Source organism: Dyella terrae, assembly GCF_022394535.1.
Lineage (GTDB): Bacteria > Pseudomonadota > Gammaproteobacteria > Xanthomonadales > Rhodanobacteraceae > Dyella.
The window spans coordinates 659,272-678,134 of the sequence record NZ_CP089414.1 but is presented as its reverse complement, the minus strand read 5'-3'; the positions used below and the strand labels follow the sequence as shown (position 1 = coordinate 678,134).

Sequence of the window (18,863 nt, the reverse complement as noted above, 5' to 3'; positions counted from 1 at the left end):
CGCCCCCAGAGAGGGACGGCGCTACATCGCTAGAACAAAAACTCAGTGAACCAAGCGCCCTCTTAACCTCCGCTGTAATACCAGCGGGCATCCTGCGGGAAGCCCATTGGCTTCAGTTCCAAAACGCCGGTCACAGCATCCTTCTGCATCGGACCGTCGATTTGAATGGCAAAAAGATTGCCCTCGCTGACCACATCCTCGATCTTGGTTTCTAGCGTATTCATAACGTCACTCCATTGAGTTGGTTAGCCGCCACCCGGCGGCACTGGCGAAGCTAGCACGATGGACGGCCAACTCACCAATGCCCCAAAGAAGTTAAGTAGCCGACGCAACGCCTGCACGCCTGACTCTTCGCATAACCATCACCAATGTGAAAGCATCGACGGTGCTCTGCGGCATGCGCACAAAAGTAGACCTAGTCGAATGGCGGCCTTGCGTTGCGACTTCATCCTATCGCTGTATCTCACTCGTGCTTTTCTCAGGTGAAACGTAGCGGCGATGCATCGCCCGAATCAAAAGAGGCATGGCGTGGACCTCGGCCTTCTGCAATGCAACAAGCATTGTGGTGCAAGAGCAGGTTAAAGTTCGCCGTCAGCACTGCTTTCCGATTGTCTGGTTATCGAGGCCATCGCTTTATGGCCTTTTTTTAGATTTCAAATTTAGATCGATCTAATACGGGGAATAGTAGTGCTCCGGACAAAATATGGAGGGGACTCCATATCGATTCGTCCGCACAAATTTAGACGTCTAAACATCCGCAAAGATGCACGCTTCCGCGCCGGATCACCGCCCACGGACCGGTCGCGCTCAGTCGAGGGTCCGCCCCTCGTCCCTTCGTGGGTATCCGACAGGAGCACTCCTGATCATGAAGCTCGAAGCCATACGCATACGAGTTCGGACATGGCTGGTTGTAGTCAGCCTGATCATCACAAGCGCCACCCTCCCTTCGATCGCTGCCGAACAAATCTATCCGGCCAATCCACAAGCCGACGGGTCGACAGCCGTCGCCCGCGCGCGAGTGGCGGCGGACGTATTGATGAGCTCCTACGACCCGAACAAGGCCTGGTTTCCGTCGAGCTGGTGGAATTCGGCGGTAGCACTGCAAACCATCGGCGACTACATGCAGCGTACCGGTGATCGCCGTTATCTCGGCCAGCTCGACAACACCTTCGAAAAAGACAAAGGCGTATTTCCTGCCGGCGTACTGTCAGGAGATCCCCTGCTGGGCAACTTCACCAGCCGAGCCATCGATGATTCCGAGTGGTGGGGCCTTGCATGGGTGCAAGCCTATGACCTGACGAGGAACCCGAAATACCTGGATATGGCCGTCACCATCGCCAATTACGTCGACGGCTACTGGGACACAAGCACCTGCGGTGGTGGCGTGTGGTGGAATGCGGAGCGCACGTACAAGAACGCCGTCACCAACGGTTTGTGGATACGACTCACTGCCGAATTGCACAACCGGATTCCGGGTGACCACGTGTGGCTGACCCGATCCCGCACTGCCTGGGCGTGGTTTCAGGGCAGCGGCATGATCAATGCCAACGGCCTGGTCAACGACGGCCTCACTGATTCCTGCACCAACAATGGCCAGACTGTGTGGACCTACAACCAAGGCATGGCGATAGGTGCCGGCCTGGAACTATGGCGTGCCACCAGAGATCCGCAGATTCTGGCAAGCGTGCGACGCCTGGCTGATGCAGCGATCGCTCCGAACGCATTGGTGACCGATGGCATCCTCACCGAGAGCTGTGATGCTGCGGACCAGACCTGTGATGACAACGGCAAACAGTTCAAGGGCATTTTCATGCGCTACTGGACTGACCTTGTCGACACCACCCGCGATCGCCAGTACGCGGCATTTCTCGACGCACAGGCAGAAGGCATCTGGAACAACGATCGCGATGCCGCCGGCCGGCTTGGTACGCGCTGGTCCGGCGCCACCAGCGACGACCACCCCAATGTATTCGATTGGCGCACTCAGGCCAGCGCGCTCAGCGCCCTGGTCGGCGATGTACCGGCATTGACGCCACTGGCGTCGTTGGCCGCGACGATGTCTCCGGCACAGCCGGTGGTCATGCCGTCCGCGTCAGGTGCCACTGCTATTGCGATCGATCTCCGTGCCTCGGCGACCGGATTTTTCCCGCTGCAAGCGCTCGCCTCCATCGACCCACCTGCCGGGTGGAATATCTCCCCGCGAGCCAGTCTGATACGCCTGCAGCCGCACGGTAACGCCGCCCCAGCAAGCGACACGCTTTCACTGAAAGTGACCGTGCCGAGTTCCGCAACTGACGGGCATCACCTGATCACCGCAAACCTCGCCGCGATCGGACTGCACTTCACTACCCAGGCCGATGTGCTGATCGCGCACAAGATCGACTTCGACACTGGCACGGTCAACGAGACCCCGTGGCTGTTCGACCCCGACGGCTCGCAGAGCAACGGCGTGCAGAACCGCTTCGCCGACGGCACGGCCCACTTCACGTATCGATTTCCCTTCCCGGCCGATACCACCTCGGCGCAAGTCATCCTCACCATCGACAACGAATTCATGGTGCAAGTCAGCACCGACAACGTGCACTGGACAACCGTGCTGCAAGAGATGCAGCCGATCACCGACGGCTCGAACAAGGCCGCTCGCGGCATCGATCTGACACCATACCTTGGCGTCGCCACCGATGGCGCCAAGCCGATTTACCTCAAGGTGTCCGATGCCTTCCCCAATGATGGCTGGGGTGGTCGCGTGTATCACGTCACGGCGAATATCGTGGAGTAGCCGTGTCGACGCCACCGTTCTCGTTCACGCGAGAGCGGTGGCACTCACCATCATCAAAAGCCCATTGCGCTCGCCCACCCCAGCGCACACCAGGCCAACTTTTCGCACAAGGCTGGCCGGGTGGCTGGCGTGATCCGGGACATTGATGGCCAGCCGCAACTGACCCTGAGCATCACTGGGCCGCAGCATGGCCCCGCCCCGCCGGCATTTTTTCACCCATGCTGCGCCACGGCTTGACACCGGTGTCAATGTCGTTACAGGCTGATAACAGATCCAATGCGAGAGGGCGCGCTGGACGTGGCAACAGATCATTCAAACCGACTGACGGGGATTCCGGCGGCGCCGTTTCTGGCGGCCGATATTGGCGGCACGCATGGGCGTGTTGCGCTGATGCGCGCCTCGCACGATGGCGCCGGCGGAGTACAGACGCTCGCCTATCGCGTATTCGTTTGCGCGGAGTTTCCGATGCTGTCGGAACTGCTGCAGGCCTTTATCGACGCCGACGTGAAGATCCCGGTGAAGCACTGCGTACTCGCTTGCGCCGGCCAGATCATGGGCAACGAGGTGGTGAACGACAACCTTCCCTGGCCTATTCACCTGCCGCAACTGCGTCACGTGCTGGGGCTGGAAGAAGTTGCCGTACTCAACGATTTCGAGGCGTTGGCGTATGCACTCGATGACGCTTCTGCCGACGGCGGGCGCCACTTGTGCGGGCCCGCCACACCTACCGGCGGCCCGACCCTGGTGATTGGGCCAGGCACTGGCCTCGGTGCAGCGGTACACATCCCCGCCGCAGGCGGCGGCTTCGTGCTGGGAACCGAAGCTGGCCAGATGGATTTCGCACCAAACTCGCTTCGCGAACGGCAGATTCTTGCCCACCTGGCGCCGGATGGCGGCTATGTACCGTTCGAGCACGTCGTGTCGGGTCCGGGCCTGCTGGCGGTCTACGTGGCACTGTGCGCCATGCATGGAGACGCGCCGAAGCTGGCAGCGCCCGAAGCCGTCACCAAGGCAGCCATGAAAGGCGACGATGCCCAAGCAGTGGAAGCCGTGGAGATCTTCTGCGCCTCATTGGGAAGTTTTGCCGGCAACCTCGCGATGACCTTCATGGCTACCGGCGGCGTCTTTCTGGCCGGCGGCTTCCTGTCATCCATTTTCGAGCTGCTCGAGCGAAGCGCCTTCGAGGAGCGATTCCTGCATGGGCGCAGTGCGCGCGCATTGCTCTCCCAGATACCAGTACGGGTAACCGAACACGGCCTCCGCGGCGTACACGGCGCAGCCAAGTGGTATCTCAGGCATAGCGTGCCCGGCGTGGGCGCGCCGATGCCCATCGCGGCAGGCGGGGCCGGCGCATGAGCCGCAGCGCGACATTCAGGTTCTTCTGTCGAATGGCCGTCGCGTGGCTGGTCACGACGGGAGCGGTCGTCGCCACGCCAGCCACTCCCGTATGGTCGTTACTCCCGCAGCCCGCGAAGGCCACTCCGGCCGTATCGGGCGCGACCAAGATCACGGATGGCGCCTTGATCGCCGTGCGCGGCGCGGATCGCCAGCAAGTGCAGGCCATCGCCGAGCAATTCGTGCAACGTGTGGCCGACACCCAGGGATTGCATCTGCGCATGGCATCCACGAGTGATGCGCATCCGGCGATCACGTTCGACGTCAATGCGAGCGCCGAGGTCACGGGCGATACCGGCTACCGCCTAACCATCAATGACGACGGCATCCTGGTCACGGCACGCACGCCACGCGGCGCGTTTTACGGAAGCGTCACCCTGTGGCAATTGCTGACACCGGCCGGATGGACGCATGGCGCGCCCGTCGAGGTTGCTCATGGCGTCATCGATGATTACCCGCGCTTTGCGTGGCGCGCACTTCTGCTCGATTCCGGCCGGCACTACCAGAGCGTGGCCGACATCAAGAAGCTGATCGACTGGATGTCGCTCAACAAGCTGAATGTGCTGCTCTGGCACGTCACCGAGGATCAAGGCTGGCGCCTCGAAATCCCCAAGTATCCGGAACTCACGAAAATCGGCGCGTGCCGCAAGGCGGTGGGTCTCGACAGCGAACTGACCGGTTCTGCCGACCTGCCCTATTGCGGCTTCTATACCCAAGCCGAAGCACGTGACATCGTGCGTTATGCCGCCGAGCGCTATGTGGACGTAGTGCCAGAAATCGATCTGCCCGGGCATTCGCAGGCAGCTATCGCCGCCTACCCGTGGCTGGGCGTCACCGGCAAGCGTCCCGAGGTGTGGACCGACTGGGGCGTCAGCCCGTGGCTACTCAAGCCCAACGAGAAAACCTTGCAGTTCGTCGATGACGTGCTTGACGACGTGATGCGGCTGTTCCCTTCTCGATACATCTCCATTGGTGGCGATGAGGCCGACAAGCAGCAATGGAATGCATCGCCTGAAGTGCGTGCACAGATGCACACGCTGGGCTTGAAGAACATGGATGAGCTGCAGGGCTGGTTCATGAATCAGGTCGCTGCGCATCTCATCGAACACGGACGCACCCCGGTGGGCTGGGACGATGAACTGGTTGCCGGTGCGACGCTGCCGGCCTCGCAAGTGGTGATGTCCTGGCACGGCGACCACAATGAGCAAGTGGCGCTCGCTGCGATCAAGCAAGGCCACGACGTGGTGATGACACCGCAGGAATCGCTGTACTTCGACCACTATCAGTCCGACCTCCCGGATGATTGGCCGGGGCCGCCACCCGCAGCGACATTGCGGCAGGCCTATGACACCGTCGTTATCCCAAACGGTGCGAGCGCCGCAGAAGCCCAGCACATCATCGGGGTACAGGCCGGCCTATGGGCCGAGCAGATGCCCACCTTTGCGCACGACCAGCATGCAATATTTCCGCGCGTCGCGGCCCTGTCCGAGCTTGGTTGGTCACCTGCGGGCACACGCGACTGGCACGACTTCCTCCAACGCCTGCCGGCAGAACTGGCGCGCTACCGCGCGCTAGGCATCCACTACGCCGACAATGCCTTCGCACCCACCTTCCAGGTAGCCGCAGCCAGCCATGGCGCGTTACGGGTCGAGCTTTCCAACCAGGCGGAATTCGGCACGATTCGATACACGACGGATGGCTCCGAGCCAACCGCGCAATCCACAGCCTATGCTCAGCCGCTCACACTGCCGGGCAACACCACCTTGCGTGCCGCAACGTTTGCGGAGGATGGCTTCGAACTTGCCGCGCCGCGCAGCCAAGTGCTGGATGAAACCACCCTACTGAGTCGCGACAGCAGCGAGCTTGCCACCTGTTCCAAGCAGCCCGCCTCGCGTCTGGAGGGCAGCACGCCAACGCAGGGAAGCAGGCCCGTCTACTCCGTCGACATCGGCAACGCGTGCTGGCTTTGGCCGCAAGCGTCGCTAGGTGGCGTCAAACAGGTCGTGATCACTGCCGAGCGCATCGCATGGCGCTTCGGCGATGAAGCCAAGGATGCCGTGGTGCGCCGCAAGATCAGCGCAGCCGGCGAACTCGAGATTCATGCTGATTCCTGCACGGGCCCGCTGCTTGCGAGCTTGCCATTGGATGGCGTCGCGCAGGCGAAGGGGCAAGTACGTCTTGACGCAAAGGTTGGCACGCCGGCGGGGGCCGGCGTTCACACCCTATGCGTCTTCGCTACCGGCGATCCACGCGATGGCCAGTGGGCGTTAGGGCGAGTGATGTTTTCGAAGTAAGTGATACGCGGAGTCTGGGGTCCGCGCAGTAGCACCACGTAAGTCTCTTTGGCTCGCAAGGCCAAAGTTGGGGACAACGAGCAGTTGCATCACAACGGCGTGCGTATCGCAGGCACCGCCGCGCGGTACGCGTTTTTCCGAATTCCACGGAGCACCTGAGGTTCGACAGGCAACACCAACGAGGGTAAAGCCCATGTCCACCGTACTTCGCAAGCATCCATTGTCATTTGCCGTCACCATGTCGCTGTTCGCCGCCGTGTCGACGACGGCATCAGCATCGACATTTCTTGATGTCCAGACAGACGGCCAGGCGGCGCAAGCCAGCCCGGCCCAAACTGCTACACCGCCGGCGCCTGACGCCAAGAAAGCCGACACCAAGGCTGACGGCAGTGACGCACAAAAGAACGCAGCCACGCTTGGGGCCGTGAATGTCTCCGGCGTTCGTGCGTCGCAGATGCGCGCCATCGACCTTAAACGCGATGCCGCAAACATTCAGGACAGCATTACGGCCGAGAATATCGGCGCATTGCCTGATACCACCATCACCGACTCCCTGCAGCGCGTGACCGGCGTACAGATCAATCGCGACGCAGGCGTAGGTACTTCGGTGGATGTGCGTGGCCTGCCGCAGGTCGGCACCATGTTGAACGGCGAAGTGTTCATCACGGCGGATCAAATCGATTCGCAGCAGCCCGACTTCACCATGCTTCCCTCCACGCTATTCCATGGCGTGGACGTGGTGAAATCATCCACCGCCAACGAGACCGACGGCGGCATCAGTGGCGCCATCGACCTGCATACCTACCGCCCCTGGGATCTCCCCAGCGGATTTACCTACAGTTACTCCGCCAATGGCGAGCGTGGCACCACCACCAACCATTTGGGGCCGGAGGCTAACGGGCTCATTTCGTACAACGACAGCGGCCACTGGGGCCTGTTGATCTCGGGAGATTTCTCCAACACCCGGCGCTTTAATTCCACCGAAGGCCTCGACCAGTACGGTGTCGTGCTTAACGGCGAGAACGCCGCCAGCGCGGGCGGCTACAACGGCTTCCTGACGCCATGGAATGGCGCGCCCATTCCGTCGAAGATCGTCCAGAACGCGGACGGTAGCGTAGACGTCAATGGCGACGGCAAGTCCAATGGCGTCTTCATGGGCAGCCAGGACATCGGCCTCAATGACATCATCACGCAGCGCAAGCGCAAGTCAGGCAATGCCTCATTCCAGATGGACCTGGGCAGCGGCTTCAGCGTGACCAGCGACTACTTCTATTCGCAGCAGCGCGAGTACGACCGCAACTACGGCATCCAGTTCAACTCCACCAACTGGCAGGGCGCGACCTACGTGCCGTTGCAGTCACGCAATACGGGAAGCCCTGCCCTTGGTGCCTACGGCACGCCGCAGCCGGGCTGGGAAGGCTCGCAGTTCTACACCACACAGGTGTACGAGAAGTGGCCTGGCGATGTGGAGTCGTACTCGCAGATCATCCAGAAGAGTTCCGTCGCCAAGAATCTCAACCTGCAACTGGACTACGACGACGGCGGCCCGTTCACGGGAAGCGTTCGCGGCATCCACGACACCGCATCTCAGTCGAACCAGGAAACCGACGTCAACGTGTCCGATTCCGATGGTGCGTTGTGGCCGAACGTGCTGATGGACGGCGTCGATCCGAACTCGGTGCCGCCGGGCACCATGGTCTATCCCGCGCAATTGGGCGGCAATCGCGTGTTCAACGCTAACGGCATTCCGCAGAACACGGTGCCGATCGTCGCCAACTTCGGCGGTCGCTACCTCACGGTGAGCATGCCCGCCTCGCTGGCTTCCGATTTCGCCAACCCCAACGGCTGGACGATGAAAACGCTGGAGTCTTCCGGCGACTACGACCGGAAGGTGGCACTCAACGCGCTGCGCTTTGATGGCAAGTTCGATTTCCAGGATGGCTTCAAGCTGGAGTTCGGCCTGCGCAACAGCATCCGCAGCGCGAGCAACGACGGCTGGACCCTGGAAACGCCGGTCTATGGTGGCATGGGTGCCACCGATCCAAACGGATGCCTGGTGCGTTATGTCGGTGCCGACGTGGTCATGGATAGCGGCTCCTGCACGGCAGGCAACGCCACGGGCTACTACCGCGCCGGCCCGCTGTCCGCCGTGCAGATGCCCAATGCAGCCGCCCCGCTATCAGGCAACTTCAAGCAATACACCAACCTGCTCGGCTCGGGCATCAACTTCTGGGCGGTCAACCCTAACGCGATGGTCAATCCCATCTCGTTCTGGAAATCGCTCTACCCCGACACGGTCCAGGTGGCGGAGCCAGGAACGACCTGGGCCGTGCAGCTGAAGGAGTTGTCGGGCTACTTGCAAGGTGATTTCGACGGCACCCTCTGGGACATGCCGTATGCCGGCAATATCGGCGTGCGCATGATCCACACCAATCTCGATGTCACTCAGCACCTGAGTGGCGCTCCGGGCTCTTACGGCGACGAACCGGTCGACGCGGGCACCGCCCAGACCAAGCGCAGCTATCAGGACGTGCTGCCGTCGGCCAACTTCTCCCTGGATCTGACCGAGAGCCTGAAGTTCCGACTGGCGTATTCCAAGAACATGATGCCGCTGGATCTCAGCACCTGGGCCGGTGGTTTGCAGCTGAACTACTCGCTGGCAGAAACGCCGCAGGGGCCGATCTTCCGTGTTGCCAATGGCACCTCGACGGGTAACCCGAACCTCAATCCGTGGCGCTCCACCAACTATGGCGCATCGCTAGAGTACTACATCAACCCCACCAGCATGCTCAGCCTTGCGTTGTTCCGCATCGACGTGGACAGCTTTATCAAGAACGGCAGCGTGACCAACTGTACGCTGCCGGATGAGGACGGCGTCGTTCGTGATCATTGCATCGTGATCACCCAGCCCGTGCAGGGCACCGGCAACAGCATCCATGGCGCCGAGTTCGATTATCGCCAGGGCTTTACCTTCCTTCCGAGCTTCCTGTCCAAGACGGGCATGGAGATAAACGGCACCTACGCACCCAGCAACTCGGGCGAGACGGATCTGGCCGGCCACAAGATCCCGTTCCAGGACAACTCCACCAAATCCGGCAACTTCATCCTGTGGTATCAGGACGATCACTTCCAGGCTCGCGTTGCGTACAACTATCGTTCGCGGCGCGCGGTGATGGACAGTGTGGGTGGCATCACGGGCATGGAGATGTACGAAGCGCCACAGAAGTACCTCGACGCATCGATCTCGTACAAGTTCAGCAAATACGCCGAAGTGTTCCTCGACGGCACCAACCTCACCAATGAATACCAAAAGTATTACTTGGTGTGGCCGGACCAGCCTGCGCACTCGACGTTCTCCGAGCGCATGTTTATGTTCGGTGTGCGCGGGCAGTGGTAAACGGAGCAACCTCTCGCACGGACCTAGGCCTGGCGGCATCCCCACACCCGCGTTTGCGGGTGTGGGGATCGCGCGACACGGGTTGAATCGAAAGCAACACGATCGTTTTCACGGGCAACCCCATGGACACTCCGTTCGAACCCCATCACGACAAGGCCAGCATGCAGGATTCCAGCGCGCCCCAGCCCGTTCGCGACAACAGCTTCCACCGCTCTATCGGCTTGTTCTCGGGAACTGCCATCAACATGACGCAGATGTGCGGCATCGGGCCGTTCATCACCATCCCGATCATGGTCGCGGCCATGGGTGGACCGCAGGCGGTCATCGGCTGGATTGCCGGCGCCATCCTCGCCATGGCCGACGGCCTGGTCTGGGCTGAACTGGGAGCGGCCATGCCGGGCTCCGGCGGAACCTACGTCTACCTGCGCGAAGCGTTCCAGTACCGCACCGGCAAGTTGATGCCCTTCCTGTTCATCTGGACGATGCTGCTGGCGATTCCCCTGCTGATGTCTACGGGCATCATCGGCATGGTGGAGTATCTGGAGTTCTTCTTCCCCAACCTGGGCTGGTGGTCGGTGCACGCGATCAGCCTGGCGGCAACCGCTGTCGTTACCTGGATGCTCTATCGCCGCATCGAATCGGTGCGTGCGATCACGATCGGGTTGTGGGTCATCATGCTGGTTTCCGTCATCGGCGTGTCGGCTGCGGGCTTCTCGCACTTCCATGCGGATTATGCCTTTGCCTATCCGGCAGACACGTTTGGCGGCAAGTTCTTCATGGGCCTGGGCGCCGGACTGATCATCGGCATCTACGACTATCTCGGTTACAACACCACGGCCTACATCGGCGACGAACTGCGCAACCCGGGACGAACCATGCCCGGCACCATCATCATCTCCGTGATCGCGATGATGGTCGTCTACCTGCTGCTCAACATCAGCGTACTTGGCGTGGCGCCGTGGCAGGAAATCGCCCAATCCAAGTCCGTCGCATCGCTGGTGGTGGAGCGCAGTTGGGGGCATCTGGCTGCCGCCGTCATGACCGTCCTCATCATCGTGACTGCGTTCGCCTCGGTATTCACCGGCCTGCTGGGTGGGTCACGCGTGCCGTTCCAGGCTGCGCAGGACAAGGTGTTTCTTTCCGTGTTTGGGCACCTGCACGCTAAGCACGGCTTCCCTCACGTGGCATTGCTCACGATGGGCGTCGTGACGGCCATCGGCACGTTCTTTGACCTCACCGAAGTCATCAACATGCTGTTAGCCGCGACCATCATCGTGCAGTCCATCGCGCAGATCGCCGCACTGGTCGTGTTGCGCAAGCGCCAGCCGAATCTTGAGCGGCCGTACAAGCAATGGCTCTATCCCGTGCCCTGCATCATCGCACTGGTGGGATGGGTCTACGTGTACGTGTCGGCCTCCACGCTGTCGCTGGTGCTGTCTGGCCTATGGATCGCCGCTGGCCTGGTGGTATTTGCCATCTGGGCCCGTCTCAACCAGTCCTGGCCATTCGCGCCGGTGGAAGTACGCGAAACCTATCTCGGGAAGCACTGACGCCATGCAAACGCCAGCCAAACACACACTCTGCATGATGGTCGCGATGGCGGTTTTTTTCGCGCCGGACGCACACGCCCAGACGCCCTACGCCGCCACCAAAGTGCCGGTCGACGCGGGCATCGTCACCGCCATCGATCATTGGCAAATCCAGGACAGCGCCAAGGCGCAGGAAGGTGGCGCCGATATCTCTGCGACTGGTTTTGCCACCAAAGAATGGTATCCCGTCAGCGGCCGGGCGACCGTCATGGCGGGCCTGCTGGAAAATCACGCATTCAAGAACGACGTGTTCTATAGCGACAACCTGCGTGCCGTGCAGGTGCCGGACGCCAGCGGCAACCTCTTCGTGACGCCATGGTGGTACCGCACCGACATCACGCTGACGAAGAATCCCGCAGGACGGCACACACTGCTGCGCGCCAATGGCCTGATCGCGAGTGCCGACGTCTGGCTTAACGGCCATCAGGTCGCTGATCACGCCGACGTCGCTGGCGCCTATCCTGTCTACGAGTTTGACGTAACGCGCTGGGTTCACGCGGGCGCGAATGTCCTCGCCATGCAGATACATCCCGCCGATCCGAGAAAGAGCCTGTCGATTGGCTGGGTGGACTGGAACCCGACGCCACCGGACAACAACATGGGGCCATGGCGCGGCGTGGATATCGTGCAAACAGGCCCCGTCGCCTTGAGCTACCCAGAGGTTCTTTCGGCGCTATCGCTGCCGGATCTCTCGCACGCCACGCTGACGGTGAAAGTCACCGCAAAGAATCTCGACACCGTGGCACATGACGCGACGATCGCCGGCACCGTGGCCGGCGTCGCTTTGCAGCAAACCGTCCATCTCGCATCTGGGCAGACGCAAGTCGTTTCATTCTCCCCCGCCACCACGCCAGGACTTGCACTGGACCATCCAAAGATCTGGTGGCCAGTGGGCATGGGCGACCATCCGCTGTACTCACTGGAGATGACCGCCGCCGTCGAGGGCACCACCTCCGACCGGGCAACGGCGACGTTCGGTATACGCAGTGTCAGCTCAAGCCTGACCAAGCAGGGCTATCGGCAGTTCTTTATCAACGGGAAACCGCTGTTGATCCGCGGTGGCGGCTGGGCGCCAGACATGTTTCTGCGCGACGACCCTGCTCGCATGGACGCCGAGTTCAACTACGTGCTCAACCTCGGCCTCAACACCATTCGCAGCGAGGGCAAGCTGGAAAACCAGCGGTTCTATGACCTTGCCGACCAGAACGGCATTCTCGTGCTGGCAGGCTGGGAGTGCTGCGACAAGTGGGAGTCAGCCGCAAAGACCGGCGGTTCGCCATGGACTGCCGCCGACCTGAAAGTCGCTGAAAACTCCATGGCCAGCGAAGCGCGCCTGCTTCGCAACCATCCCTCCGTGATCGGCTTTTACATCGGCAGCGACAATGCACCTCCGCCGCCCATCGCCAAGATGTACGTCGATACGCTGCACGCGGAGGATTGGTCGCTCCCCATCATCTCGGCGGCGGCCGATCAGGGTACCGCTGAAACCGGCCCTTCCGGCATGAAAATGGCCGGGCCGTACGACTGGATTCCGCCTGCTTATTGGTACGCGGATAAGCTCGGCGGTGCGTTTGGCTTCGATTCCGAAGTCAGCGCGGGCGCGGACATCCCGCGACTGGAGGACGTGCAGCGCATGCTGTCGCCACAGGAGCAGGAAGCGCTGTGGAAATACCCCGATGCAAGGCAATACCACGCATCCGCGGACTGGTCGGAATTCGCCGTACTTACGCCGTTCGACAACGCGCTCGCGCATCGTTACGGCACACCTACCAGTCTGGCCGACTACGTCGCCAAGGCGCAGCTCGACAACTACGACAACGTTCGCGCACAGTTCGAGGCGTTCAACGCACGCATGAATGCCGCGAAGCCGGCCACGGGCGTGATCTACTGGATGCTCAACAACGCCTGGCCCTCGCTGCACTGGCATCTGTACGACTACTTTATGAACCCTGCCGGCGCCTATTTCGGTGCGAAAAAAGCCAACGAGCTGGTACACATTCAATACTCGTATGACTCGAAGGACATCGTGCTGGTGAACCATGCGCTTGACGATGTCCATGGCCTGCAGGCGGGCGTCCGCGTGCGCAATCTGGACGGCAGCGTGCTCTACGAGAAGCATCTGCAAGGCATCGACCTCGCGGGGAACCACGCGCAGCCACTGGCAACGCTGCCGACCATCGCCAAGCTGTCACCCACGTACTTTATCGAGCTCGACCTCACTGCTTCCGACGGCAAGCCAATCAGCCGCAACGTCTATTGGCTATCCACCCGGACAGACGTGCTCGACTGGGCGAAGTCGAACTGGTATCTCACCCCGCTGACGCAATACGCAGACTTGACGGCACTGGCATCACTGCCGGCCGCGACCAGTGAAGTCCACGCCACGACGCGACGCGAGGGCAATGACAACGTGACCACAGTCACCCTATCCGTGCCCGAATCATCCAAGGCTGTGGCGCTCTTCCAGCACGTATCGATCAGACGCGGCGCGAACGGCGACCTTGCACTGCCCATACGCTGGACTGACAATGACATCACGCTTTGGCCGGGTGAATCGATCGTCCTGACTGCGCAATACACTGCACAGGGAACCGCCGATCCTGTCGTCGAAGTGACGGGCTGGAACGTTTCCACCCAACGTGTTGCGACTGGCGCTACACGAGGAACAGTTCATTGAAGACACAGAGGCCTCCATGTCACGCGTGACCATCAATGACGTCGCCCGTGCTTCGGACACCTCGAAGAAGACCGTATCGCGCGTACTCAACAACGAGCCAAACGTGCGCGACTCGGTGCGGGAACGTGTGCTGGCCGCCGTAGCAGAGCTGCACTATCGGCCACTCACATCAGCGCGGAGTCTGGCGACAAACCGCTCCTTCTCCATCGGCCTGCTCTACGACAACTTGTCGCCGAGCTACATCATGGAAGTCCAGGCCGGCGTACTGGAAGCATGCGAAGCCAGGCAGTACAGCATGATGGTGCAGCCCCTAGTGTCCACCGCACCGGATTTCGTGGAGCGCGTCGAGGGCATTCTTTCCCGACACCAACCGGATGGACTGATTCTTACGCCGCCCATCACCGATCACGCGAAGCTGCTCAAGTACCTGCGCGAGAGTGAGCTTCCGTTTGCGTCGATCGCCCCGCGCCAACCCAAGGACTGCATCGGCGTGATGCTGCACGAACGCGAAGCCGCTGCGGAAATGGTGGCACACCTTGCGTCACTGGGGCATCGTCGCATTGCGCACATCCTTGGCGACCCCAAGCACGGCGCAGGCATCTGGCGCCTCGCCGGTTATCGCGACGGCATGAAGCGCGCGGGATTGAAGGAAGACCCTGCGTACATGGTCCAGGGCCAGTTTTCTTTCGAGTCCGGCGTGGCCGCCACCCGCCACCTGCTCGCGCTGAAACGCCGACCCACTGCCATTTTTGCGGCTGATGACGATATGGCCGTTGGCGCAATCTGGGCCGCTGCAGAGGCTGGGGTTTCCGTTCCTGGCGAGATATCTATTTGCGGCTTCGACGACACCACCATCGCGACGCAGGTGTGGCCGCCACTGACTACCGTTCATCAGCCTGTGCGCGAGATGGGCAAACGCGCTACCGAGGAGCTGCTACTTCGCGTATCGGGCAAGGGAGAAGCCCGCATGGTCGAAGTCGGCTACGAGATGCGCATGCGCGCGTCAACAGCACCAGCCCCTGAATCGAGGGCGATCTTGCAGCCCCGCCACTGATCACTAGGAGATTGTCCGTATGCCTGCTACGCCAGACGCCAGCCACCCGCCACGGAAGTTCCATTTCATTTCCGGGCTGCCGCGCGCCGGCACCACGCTACTGGCCGCCATTCTCAATCAGAATCCGCGCTTCCGCGCAGGCATGACCAGTCCGCTCGCCGACATCATGGGCGTGGTGATCGCGGAAGCCAGTAGCAAGAACGATTTCTCGTTCGATGTCTCCGACGAGCAGCGCATCGCCGTGCTGCGCGGGCTGGTCGAGAACTTCTACTCGATTCAAGCGGATGCCGGCGTGGTGTTCGACACCAGCCGGCTGTGGTGCAGCCGGATGCAGTTGCTCAACACGCTGTTCCCTGGAGTGAAGGTCATCGCGTGCGTGCGCCAGCTAGCGTGGGTGCTGGACAGCATGGAGCGATTGGTACAAAAGCAGCCGGTCAGTGTCAGCAAGGTATTTCGCTTCGACACCAACACCACGGTGTACTCGCGTATCGAGGCCTTGACTGATCCCCGGGGCATGGTGGGCTTCGCCTACCAAGCCACCAAGGAAGCATTCTACGGTCGATATGCGCAAGAGCACTTGTTGATGCTGACCTACGAAAGTCTGGTAAGTGACCCGGGCACGGCGATGCGTGCGGTCTACCAATTCCTCGGCGAACCCTGGTTCGAACACGACTTCGACCAGATTGAGTACAACGCGGATGAGTTCGATGCCCGCGTCGGCATGCCCGGGTTGCATTCCGTTCGACCCAAGGTGGAAGCGATGGAGCGCCAACCCACCCTGCCGCGCGACATCTTTGGTCGCTTCGCGAACGAAGCGTTCTGGCTGGACCCCAAGAACAACGTCAATCAAGTGCCCATCGTGTAAAGGCTTACCATTGATACGAAGAACAAAGGCCGCTTACGCGGCCTTTGTTGTCTTTGGGGGAGGCGCACTCACCGGAAGGCATACTTCTTCTGGCCATTCGCCATCATTCTGAGCGAAGCAGACGCGGTTCATTTGGACGCCAATGAGACATTTGGATCGAGTATCCCTGCCAACAGAAACGGTATTAGGGAGGCAACAGGAGCCGGGAGGAGGTCTCAGTCCCAACGGAGTCATCACCAGGACGAATGACTCATTCGAAAAAATTGTTGGCCTGCCCTTCATCGTTGGGTGATAGATTTCTGCCTCGAAACATGGATTGCGTTTCCATCAGCCCATAAGGGGTCCTTTATGCGTTTGTTGTCACGTGCAGTTCTCGCGGTGTCGCTCGCCACCCTCACCGGCGCCGCCATGGCAGCCACACCGGCCACTGGCCTAGGCCAGGCGTGGCCAAATGCCTCCGACGTCAGCACCAACCCGCATTTCCACGTGTACGTCTTTGCACTGGGTGGCATCAACTACATCCAGGTCAACGACACGAACGGCAATGTGCTGGGCAGTGTTGGTACCGGGGGTGGTCAGTTCATCACGCTGCCGATCGGTCGCTTTGCGCAACAGGTGACCACGCCCAACCAGCCGGCTGCAGTTCCCACCACGGCCACCGCTACGGCAAACCCGGCCAACGTTTACAACGATGGGCAAACGGCCGTGACGGTCACACCCCTGAGCGATGGAACGCTGCGCTTGAATGCAGCGACGGCGCAGGGCACCTGCGATCCGATCGACTGCAATATCAAAGGCATCCAGGCTCAGAGCAGCAGCGCGGTACGCTTGAATGCGGCCACACCGCAGGGCACCTGCGATCCGATCGAGTGCAATATCAAAGGCATCCAGTCACTGGGTGGCGGCACGATGCGCGTGAATGCACTGACGCCGCAGGGCACCTGCGACCCGATCGAGTGCAACATCAAGGGCATTCAGTAATCCGGCAATTCCCATACCCCCGCGATCAGTCGCGGGGGTGCGGTTCGTGCAGTGATGCGATCAATCGACGGCCATGGCGCAAGGCTCGTTCCCGCACCTGGCCGCCGAACGTGGCGGCACGATCTTCGATAGCCTTGCGCCCCAAGCCCGTCGCACTAGCCCGAAGCCGATGCGCCAGCGCCCAGTCGACGTGCTGCATTCTCACCGGGTGGCGCTTTGTCTCGATCATTAGAACGATCCATCCGCCGTGCCGAGTACCGCAGCGGATCTTCACCAACACATCGGACGCATCCCGCGTAAGCAGCGCGTCGGCGATGGCTTCGCATGTCATGCGATAGACGGCCAAAGTCATTGACTGCGGAAAGAGGCTCACTGGACCACGCAGGTCGCACCAGTATTTGACACCGGCCTCCTGGAGGGTCTGCGCCAGGCTGCCGTGAACCAGCGCCGCCGGGAGGCCGCGCTCCCGGAGCTGGGAAGGACTGAGGCAATCAGTCAGCAGATAGATCTGCTCCTGCGCAATCTGAGCCTGCCGGCGAAAGCCTGCGTCGTCCGCTACAGGCTGCAAATGCCGCAAGCGCCCCAGCATCATCCCGAATACGCCACCAATGGAGTCGCGCAGTTGATCCAGTGCCTGAGCGGTGACGCGCAACTGCGCCTCACCCAGGGCCACGTTGCGCTGGGCCAACGCCATCGCCATGCGCGTGTCGAACCGCTCTTCTTCCGCACGTCGGTCGAGATGGGACGGCGCGCCCCCACTAGCAACATGGTGGATATGGCCATGGCAACCAGTGTCTCGGCCTGCAGTGTGGCGTGATCGTTGGTGGCCGGCATCAGCAGCACCGTGCCGATGCTGGCTATCGTGCCGGCGATCGCACCGCCCTGCCAGCCATGACGGAACGCCATGACGATGACCGGCAGGAACATGGCCATCTGCGCCACGATGCGCGTGTGATCGTCGTGTTCACCGATCCACGCCAGAAACCCCAGCGTCGGCACCACCATGAAGACGCTTTCCAGAAAGAGCCGACTGTCCAGGACCTGGTGAATCCAGCTGGATACACGATGATTCGCGGCGACGAAACTCTGGTAAATCACCAACGCAAAAGGCGTGATGGTCAGCACGCCCATGAAGTTGCCCAGCATCAACCGGGCAATCACTTCACCGTACTGTATGTCGTAGCCCGGCGGCAGCGGCGCGAGTTGCACCTGACCAATGGTTTCCACGGTGGCGATGGCCGCGATGACAAGCGCGCACGCAACGAAGGCCACCATGTTCACTGCGCCCTTCGCCGGGAACAAATGCCAGCGCTCGCGGAACCACCACACGATCGGCGCCTCGTACGCGATCGAAGGAATGCTGTTCGCTACCGCCCAGAGTGGGCCGTATTGATCCAGGCATGTAAGGCTGATGTAGGCCAGACGAACGAAGTCACCCACAAACAGCGCTGGCCAGTACCGGTACGGTACGAGCATCAGAACCGCCAGGTGAAATCCAGTCAGCAATATCCAGTGTGGGATGGAAATCTGACGAAACAACATGAGCGCGACCAGGTAGATCGCAGCCACTCCGGCTTGTCGCAAAAGGGCCCCCGCCCTCGGTCCTACGTGCATTGCTCCCCTCCAAAGTCCAATTCGACCCTGTACGCACGCGCAAAGTATTGATGACAGCGGTTCGGCTGTGAAGCGGCAGTGAAACACCCCCGCCTTCAGGAAGACATAAAGCGGCGAGTACGCAAGATGTGCTCCAGTACCACGTCATGAGTGTCATGTTCACCACATAAGTGACGCGCGAAGGGACATATCAGCACGCCACTGACAGCAGACAGATA

The 18,863-nt window shown here is 61.1% G+C and carries 12 protein-coding genes; 9 read left to right on the top strand and 3 right to left on the bottom strand.

Annotated features, from left to right (window positions below; translation table 11 throughout):
• Positions 1-62 precede the first annotated feature (62 nt).
• A complete protein-coding gene (locus DYST_RS02745; protein WP_158241400.1) occupies positions 63-224 on the bottom strand; it encodes a hypothetical protein in 162 nt (53 codons plus the stop codon).
• Positions 225-865: 641 nt separating this feature from the next.
• Between DYST_RS02745 and DYST_RS02740 the strand changes: the two genes are divergently transcribed.
• The 9 genes from DYST_RS02740 (at position 866) to DYST_RS02700 (ending at position 17,031) form a co-directional block, all read left to right on the top strand.
• Positions 866-2,779 (top strand): glycoside hydrolase family 76 protein, encoded by a 1,914-nt coding sequence (locus tag DYST_RS02740; RefSeq protein ID WP_239949863.1) that lies wholly within the window; start codon positions 866-868, stop codon positions 2,777-2,779.
• A 297-nt stretch (positions 2,780-3,076) separates the two neighbouring features.
• Entirely contained in the window at positions 3,077-4,135 is a 1,059-nt protein-coding gene (locus tag DYST_RS02735) for a glucokinase (RefSeq protein ID WP_239949861.1), read from the top strand.
• 32 nt (positions 4,136-4,167) lie between these two features.
• Positions 4,168-6,468 (top strand): beta-N-acetylhexosaminidase, encoded by a 2,301-nt coding sequence (locus tag DYST_RS02730; protein ID WP_239949859.1) that lies wholly within the window; start codon positions 4,168-4,170, stop codon positions 6,466-6,468.
• 193 nt (positions 6,469-6,661) lie between these two features.
• Positions 6,662-9,865: a TonB-dependent receptor gene (locus DYST_RS02725; protein ID WP_239949857.1), complete on the top strand. Its 3,204-nt coding sequence runs from the start codon at positions 6,662-6,664 to the stop codon at positions 9,863-9,865.
• A 122-nt stretch (positions 9,866-9,987) separates the two neighbouring features.
• Entirely contained in the window at positions 9,988-11,415 is a 1,428-nt protein-coding gene (locus DYST_RS02720; protein WP_239949855.1) for an APC family permease, read from the top strand.
• Positions 11,416-11,461: 46 nt separating this feature from the next.
• Complete coding sequence (locus DYST_RS02715; protein ID WP_239949854.1) at positions 11,462-14,131, top strand: glycoside hydrolase family 2 protein; 2,670 nt, start codon at positions 11,462-11,464, stop codon at positions 14,129-14,131.
• 16 nt (positions 14,132-14,147) lie between these two features.
• Complete coding sequence (locus tag DYST_RS02710; protein ID WP_239949852.1) at positions 14,148-15,185, top strand: LacI family DNA-binding transcriptional regulator; 1,038 nt, start codon at positions 14,148-14,150, stop codon at positions 15,183-15,185.
• A 19-nt stretch (positions 15,186-15,204) separates the two neighbouring features.
• Positions 15,205-16,050, top strand: a complete 846-nt coding sequence (locus DYST_RS02705; RefSeq protein ID WP_239949850.1) for a sulfotransferase family protein — start codon at positions 15,205-15,207, stop codon at positions 16,048-16,050.
• 348 nt (positions 16,051-16,398) lie between these two features.
• The gene (locus DYST_RS02700) at positions 16,399-17,031 is read left to right on the top strand and encodes a hypothetical protein (protein ID WP_199179052.1); all 633 of its coding nucleotides are present in this window, start codon (positions 16,399-16,401) and stop codon (positions 17,029-17,031) included.
• Between the two features lie 25 nt (positions 17,032-17,056).
• On the opposite strand, the gene DYST_RS02695 is transcribed toward DYST_RS02700, so the two are convergent.
• Positions 17,057-17,731: a hypothetical protein gene (locus DYST_RS02695; protein WP_239949848.1), complete on the bottom strand. Its 675-nt coding sequence runs from the start codon at positions 17,729-17,731 to the stop codon at positions 17,057-17,059.
• A complete protein-coding gene (locus tag DYST_RS02690) occupies positions 17,620-18,645 on the bottom strand; it encodes an MASE1 domain-containing protein (protein WP_275666919.1) in 1,026 nt (341 codons plus the stop codon). The genes DYST_RS02695 and DYST_RS02690 overlap by 112 nt, the downstream gene beginning before the upstream one ends.
• Positions 18,646-18,863 lie beyond the last annotated feature (218 nt).

Excerpts from the sequence above, each read along its gene's own strand:
- DYST_RS02745 (WP_158241400.1), bottom strand. The coding sequence starts at position 224 with ATGAATACGCTAGAAACCAAGATCGAGGATGTGGTCAGCGAGGGCAAT.
- DYST_RS02740 (WP_239949863.1), top strand. The coding sequence starts at position 866 with ATGAAGCTCGAAGCCATACGCATACGAGTTCGGACATGGCTGGTTGTA.
- DYST_RS02730 (WP_239949859.1), top strand. The coding sequence starts at position 4,168 with ATGGCCGTCGCGTGGCTGGTCACGACGGGAGCGGTCGTCGCCACGCCA.
- DYST_RS02725 (WP_239949857.1), top strand. The coding sequence starts at position 6,662 with ATGTCCACCGTACTTCGCAAGCATCCATTGTCATTTGCCGTCACCATG.
- DYST_RS02720 (WP_239949855.1), top strand. The coding sequence starts at position 9,988 with ATGGACACTCCGTTCGAACCCCATCACGACAAGGCCAGCATGCAGGAT.
- DYST_RS02715 (WP_239949854.1), top strand. The coding sequence starts at position 11,462 with ATGGCGGTTTTTTTCGCGCCGGACGCACACGCCCAGACGCCCTACGCC.
- DYST_RS02710 (WP_239949852.1), top strand. The coding sequence starts at position 14,148 with ATGTCACGCGTGACCATCAATGACGTCGCCCGTGCTTCGGACACCTCG.
- DYST_RS02705 (WP_239949850.1), top strand. The coding sequence starts at position 15,205 with ATGCCTGCTACGCCAGACGCCAGCCACCCGCCACGGAAGTTCCATTTC.
- DYST_RS02700 (WP_199179052.1), top strand. The coding sequence starts at position 16,399 with ATGCGTTTGTTGTCACGTGCAGTTCTCGCGGTGTCGCTCGCCACCCTC.
- DYST_RS02695 (WP_239949848.1), bottom strand. The coding sequence starts at position 17,731 with ATGGCGATGGCGTTGGCCCAGCGCAACGTGGCCCTGGGTGAGGCGCAG.
- DYST_RS02690 (WP_275666919.1), bottom strand. The coding sequence starts at position 18,645 with ATGCACGTAGGACCGAGGGCGGGGGCCCTTTTGCGACAAGCCGGAGTG.